Source organism: Mesobacillus boroniphilus, from assembly GCF_018424685.1.
Lineage (GTDB): Bacteria > Bacillota > Bacilli > Bacillales > Cytobacillaceae > Mesobacillus > Mesobacillus boroniphilus_A.
The window spans coordinates 1-382 of record NZ_QTKX01000029.1; the positions used below are offsets into that span (position 1 = coordinate 1).

The window sequence follows — 382 nt, forward strand, 5'->3', positions numbered from 1 at the left end:
CTTTTATCGCAATAGATTGCATTGCAGATGATAAATTTCCATACCCTAAACCTAGGCAAGCACCAGCAAGTAATATTAACCAGCTTTGATAGCTTGAAATTAAGCACACAAATGAAAGGAAAAGCATGATAAATGCTGGATAGACAATAATATTTTCATTTTTATCATCCATCAATCTACCAGCAATAGGTCTAGTAATTAACGATGCTATAGCATAGCAAATAAAGAAATAGCTTGCTGCAGTGACTAGGTGTCGCTCTAAAGCAAATGCTTGTAAATAAGTTAGGATTGACGCATAGGTAACGCCAATTAAAAGCATAATTACAGCAACAGGAATGGCCTCTTTTGCAATAAATTGATGAATACTAAATCTTGGTTTATT

General features: G+C 34.0%; 1 protein-coding gene. It reads right to left on the minus strand.

Features of this window, described 5'->3' with window-relative positions:
* A partial coding sequence (locus DYI25_RS22335; RefSeq protein WP_342032556.1) for an MFS transporter occupies window positions 1-382 on the minus strand: 382 nt, incomplete at both ends.